Annotated in this window: 2 protein-coding genes; both read left to right on the top strand. The window is 66.2% G+C overall.

Annotated features, from left to right (window positions below; translation table 11 throughout):
* A partial coding sequence (locus ABFS34_15605; protein MEN8376854.1) for a TonB-dependent receptor occupies window positions 1-3021 on the top strand: 3021 nt, incomplete at its 5' end.
* A gap of 143 nt (window positions 3022-3164) precedes the next feature.
* The coding region (locus tag ABFS34_15600; protein MEN8376853.1) for a hypothetical protein at window positions 3165-5704 on the top strand (2540 nt) is incomplete at its 3' end.

The following is a 5704-nucleotide window of genomic DNA, read 5'->3' as shown; positions in this document are numbered from 1 at the left end:
CCCGCGGACGCCCAGACGGGGAGGCTGACCGGCATCGTCACCGATGCCCAGACCGGGGAGCCGCTCTCCGGCGTGCAGGTCTTCCTGGACGGTACAGGTATCGGCACGCTGACGGCTGAGAACGGCCGGTACTTCCTGCTGAACATTCAGCCGGGCACATACACGGTGGGCGCGTCGCTCATCGGCTACGCCGAGGTGCGCCGGGAGAACGTGCTGGTCGCGATCGACATCGCGCGCCGGGTCAACTTCGAGATGCAGACGCAGGCCGTCGGCCTCGCTGAGATCATCGTCGAGGCGGACCGGGTGCCCCTGATCGAGACGCGCGCCACGGGGACCAAGGACATCATCTCGTTGGAGGAGATCCAGAACCTGCCGATTTCCACGATCAACGAGGCGCTCGCGTTGCGCAGCGGCTTCCTGGACGTGCCGGCCAACACAGAGGTGTTGTCGCAGGCCGAGGAAGAGCGCGGCCTGAACCCGGTGCGCATCCGCGGCGGCCGCGGTGGCGAGACGCTGACGCTGATCGACAACGTGCCGATGAACAACTTCGTGTTCGGCGGCGCGGCGTTCCAGCCGAACCCGTACGTGACCGAGCAGATCGACTTCATTCGTGGCGGAATCGAGCCGCAGTACGGCAACGCCCTCTCGGGCATCCTGAACATTTCCCTGCGTGAGGGCGGCACCACCTTGGAGGGCACCCTCGACTACCAGACGAGCGAGCTGGCGGGGGCGCTGGGCAGCAACTCGGACGACCTCTGGGGCCGCCACCTGTTCCAGGGCTTCATCTCGGGACCGGTGCCCGGCACGCAGAACAAGGTCCGCTTCATGGTTTCGGGGCGTGAGTCGCGACGCGCGAATCGCGTGCTCGACTTCGACGACGAGGTGTTCAATCCGCTGTTCACGCAGCCGGAGCTCGGGGACATTCAGCCCAACCGGCGGGACCTCCTGACCGGCGAGCGCTCGTTCGGGTTCAACCACAGCCGCGACATCTTCGGCAAGCTGACCTTCCTGGTGACGCCCACGGCCAAGCTGAACCTCACCGCGATCGACTTCCAGAACCAGAGCCAGAACTTCTTCTTCAGCCTGCTCCTGAGCGCCCAGGACCCGGTTTCCGCGTGCGTGGAGACGAACGACGACTTCGAGCTCTGCGAGGCTCAGTTCGACGGCAGCACGCAGCCCGGCGGCGCCTTCGCGGACATCACGCAGGGCTCCATCGACGCGGATGGGGAGTTGCTGATCGCCGAGTGGAGCCACTCGCTGGGGTCCGCCGCGTTCTACACCCTGACGGGGTCGCGCCTGAAGCAGGGCCGCGAGGTCTGCAACTTCTTCCAGGGAGTCTGCCTGGAGGACCGCTTCGCCAACACCAACTTCTCGGAGAGCTTCGAGGCGCCCGGGGTCAACGACATCTTCCCGGCGTCGGGCACCGGACGCGCGTTCGGCGGCGAGCGGATCGAGACGTGGATGGGGCGCGGCGACGTCGAGGCGCAGGTCTCCGACCACCACAACGTTCGCGGCGGGCTTTTCTACCAGACCCACGACATCGCCTTCCGCGAGGCCCGCGACATAGGCATCAGCGGCGTCGAGCTCGAGGTGCTCGAGTACGGCGCGAGCCCGTGGGAAGCCGCGTTCTACCTCCAGGACCGGATCGAGTACGACTTCATCAACATCGACCTCGGCTTCCGGTTCGACACGGGCGAGGCGGGAGGCCTGTTCTTCGACAATCCGCTCGACCCGACCAACGGCACGACTGCCTTCACGGTCTGCGACAATCCGGGCGACTGGCAGAACGTCACCACGTTTGAATTCAACGAGGATTTGGCGAAGGTAGACACGCTGACAGGGATTTCGGCGGATCCGCAGTGGACCCGCCAGTTCTGCGCGGAGAATCGCGATGCGCTCTCCGAGGCCGCGCTGATCGCCACCTCTGATGACTTCTCCGAGACGCGCAGCCGCAGCCAGTTCTCGCCCCGCATCGGCATCAACTTCCCGATCACGGAGAGCTCGACGGCCTTCTTCAACTTCGGCCGGCTCTCTCAGAACCCGCTGTACAACAACGTCTTCCAGCAGACCGGCATCGGCACCACCTCCGAGGGCACCTCGGACGGCCCGTCGGTGCAGCCCATCGGGCGCAACAACCCGTTCCTGGGCAACTCCAACCTGCTCATCGAGGAGACCACCTCCTACGAGATCGGCTTCCTGTCCCAGATCGCCGACATGTACGCGCTGTCGGCGATCCTCTACACAAAGGACCAGACCGGTCTGACCGGGGTGGTGACCGGCGGCGTAGACGCCCAGGGCAATCAGGTCTTCGATCCGGGCGTGACGTTCGGCACCAACACGCCGTCCTACACCGTCCTGGTGAACCAGGATTTCGCCACGGTGCGCGGGCTGGAGCTGTCGCTGCGCAAGCGCTTGCAGGATTACTGGTCGTTCTCGATCAACTACGCGTTCTCGCGAGCCAAGACCAACGCGGCGCCGCCCGAGCGGCAGGCCGAGCGCATCATCGAGAATCTCTCGGAGTCGTTCCGGGAGATCACGTCGGGCGTCGACCAGCCGCACAACTTCAACGGCACGTTCACGGTTGCCGTGGGAGACGATGCGCCGGCCGAGGGGATCCTGGGCGAGATCATCCGGAACGCCAACGCGAGCTTCATCGTGCGGGCCAACAGCGGCCTGCCGTTCACGCCGCAGGACGACAACTTCCTTTCGGCTTTCAGCAGCGTCGCGCCGGACGCCATCAACTCCGAGCGCGGGCCGAGCAACTTCTCGGTGGACCTGCAGGCGCAGAAGGCGTTCCACCTGAACAACGTGCGGTACAGCTTCTACGGCCAGGTGACGAACGTCTTCGACCGCGTGAACTGCCTACAGGTCTCGCCGCAGACGGGCGAGTGCGATGAAGGCGGCTTCAACTTCACCAACCGGCGGGTCGGCAACGGCGCGAGCTCGAGCACGACGCTCGATCGGCCGCAGCGGATCGGGAACCGCCGCCAGATTCGGACGGGCGTGCGGGTGATTTTCTAGGGACTGTTTTGGGCGCGGGCGGCGTCGGGCCGAGAGGCTCGACGCCCCCGCGTCCGGTGGGTTCACCGGCTGGGGCAAGCGCAACGCCGGCCACCGGCCGTGACGCTTTTTCGTGTCACTGACCACAAGCTTGGAGAAGAGTAATGCGCGGTCGCACGATCTTTTTCAGGGGGCTCGTATTCGCAGCCGCCTCCGCTGGGTTGATCTGGGCCGAGGTTCACGCCCAGTCATCGACCCAGGACGTGGAGTTGGTGCTGCGCTCGGAGCACCCGTCCGTGCCGGACGCCGTCGCGAGGCAGACGTCTCCGTTCGATCTCGCCGGGCTCGCGGACATCGCGTTCGGCGGGATTCGCAATCGGGGCAACCAGATCACCCTGCTGAACAACGACGGAACCATTAACTACACGCAGGGCCGACCCGCCGGAATATTCATCACGGGCACTCCCGCCGGCGGCTTCCAGTCTCCCTACTTCGTGGCCGATTTCGTGATGGCCGCGGCGAAGGGCGACTGGGAGAACGCCCGGCAGAGCATTCCCAGCCTGGACAACGCACTCGGCGGCGGCTGGAACTCGGCGTGGAACGTCAACGCGTTCTTCTTCGCCCCGTTCCGGCAGTGGCGCCCGGGCGACGACCAGCTGGGACGCGTGCACTCCGGAGCGTCCAGCACGAGCGACGGCGCGTGCACCGAACACGGCTCGCTGCAGTCCGGCACGCCGCTGATGGCGATCAACGACTGCGACCTGACGTGGGGCAACGAGGGGTTCACCGGCGCCAGGCGCAAGACCACCCTGCCGCAGTGGGAGGAGCTCTTCGCGCAGTCCGACCCGAACGCCTTCACCTGGGACTGGTGGCGCGTGCCGCCGGAGTTCGTGTCCGACGAGTTCATGGGCGACGCGCAGTCCTACTACACGTTCGTCGACTGGGCGCAGGACCGGCTGGACGACAGCTTCGGCAACGTGGTGCCGGGCGGCACCGGTGATCCCACCGAGTCCGGCTGGCCGATGGGCATCACCGTCGACGTCGACGTGTTCAGCTTCACGCTGCCGTCGGTCGCGGACGCCGCGATCTTCCAGATGCTGATCATCAACGACAGCGAGAAGGTCTACGGCGCACCCATCGACTTCGACTCGCTGTACGTCGGCAACCTGGGCGGCGTCCTGTTCGGATTCCAGTCGGCGGCTCACTACTACCAGCCCGAACTCGGCGCGCTCCTCCTGAACGTGAACGGGATGAATTCCGGCTGCAACGGCGCCCTCACTGGCGGCGGCATCGGCAGCTGTCGTTTCCCGAATGGCAACCTGCGGGGAGGCACCGCGCAGGTGTTCCTGAAGTCGCCGCTCGGGGACCTGCGCAACAAGCTGTTCACCAACCCCGAGAGCTCGTTCTTCAACCCCGCGCACCCGTTGGCGGGCGACACCATCACGTTCAACCACGGTCACCGCTGCAGCTTCGGCGCGTGCTTCGGGCCGGTCTGGCGGCGCAGCGAGCGCTCCGAGTTCGGCCTGATCGCCAGCCAGGAGGCGCAGGTGCTCGACGGGCGTACCGAATCGGCGTTCGATGGACAGGCCGGGTGGTTCGACGTCTTCAGCAACGTGGATTTCCCCACGAGGACGGCCCAGTTCCCCACGTACCTGCCCCCCGAGGGTTGGGACTACGACAAGGACGGAGTGCAGGACACGCTCCACCTCAACAACTGCGACGCCAACGGCTGCGTGGTGATCCACAGTGACACGTTGCCGGGCAAGCAGAACAACGCGAGCGGGAACTTCCAGGGCATTACCTCTGCCGGGCCCTTCGCGCTCGCCGCCGGGGACACCGTCGGCTACACGCTCGCGTTCGTGAGCGGCCGGACGCCGCAGGAAATGCTGCAGAACGTCAAGAACGTGATCGCGTTCTATCAGAACGCGTTCCTCGGGCCGCAGCCCCCGCCGGCGCCTTCGGTCGTGGCAGTGAGCACGCAAGTGGGGGACCGGGATCCGGCTGACGCCTCACCGCCTCCCGCGCAGGTCATCATCCTCTACGATGACGCCGTCGAGGATTTCGTGGATCCGTTCCTGTCCAACGTGCTCACGACGGTGGAGGGCTCGCCGCTGGACGTCGACAACCCCGGGCTGGTCGATTCGCTGCGCGCGCGCATCACCGACAACGTGCAGAAGATCCTGGTCTTCAAGTCGTGTGACGGGGGGCAGTCCTTCACCGCCGACAACGACTGCGACGGCGATCCACTCGTGGACGAGACCGGCACGCCCGTCGATGGAGGCTGGCAGCCGTACGCGATCATCCCGCAGGCGATGGACGGCTCCTTCCCGAACTCGTTCGTGGACCAAGAGGTTACCCCCGGGGTGACCCACCTCTACTCGTTCGTCTCCGTGTCCAAGGGCTTCGAGCCGCTGGTCCTGGAGCGCGACGCGAACAACATCCTCATTCCGGTGGAGTGGGACGGAGGCGCGCCCGAGCTGCGCAATCCGCTGTCGGCGTCGACGTCGGACGCCAGCGTGGTGGCGGTGTACGTTCCGGCGTCTCGTCAGACCGCGGCTGAGGACGCCTCCTTCGAGTTCCGGCAGGAAGACGAGTTCTTCGTGTCGACGTTCAACCCGGTGACCGTGACGGTCGCGGGCGACGTCGAGGAGGGCGGCGAGTTCTCCGCGGTGTTCGGCGACTCCGTCGAGGTCCGCCGCGAGGA

The organism is Gemmatimonadota bacterium (assembly GCA_039715185.1).
Classification (GTDB): Bacteria; Gemmatimonadota; Gemmatimonadetes; order Longimicrobiales; family RSA9; genus DATHRK01.
The sequence above is the reverse complement of the archived record's forward strand: the minus strand, read 5'-3'. Positions and strand labels throughout refer to the sequence as shown.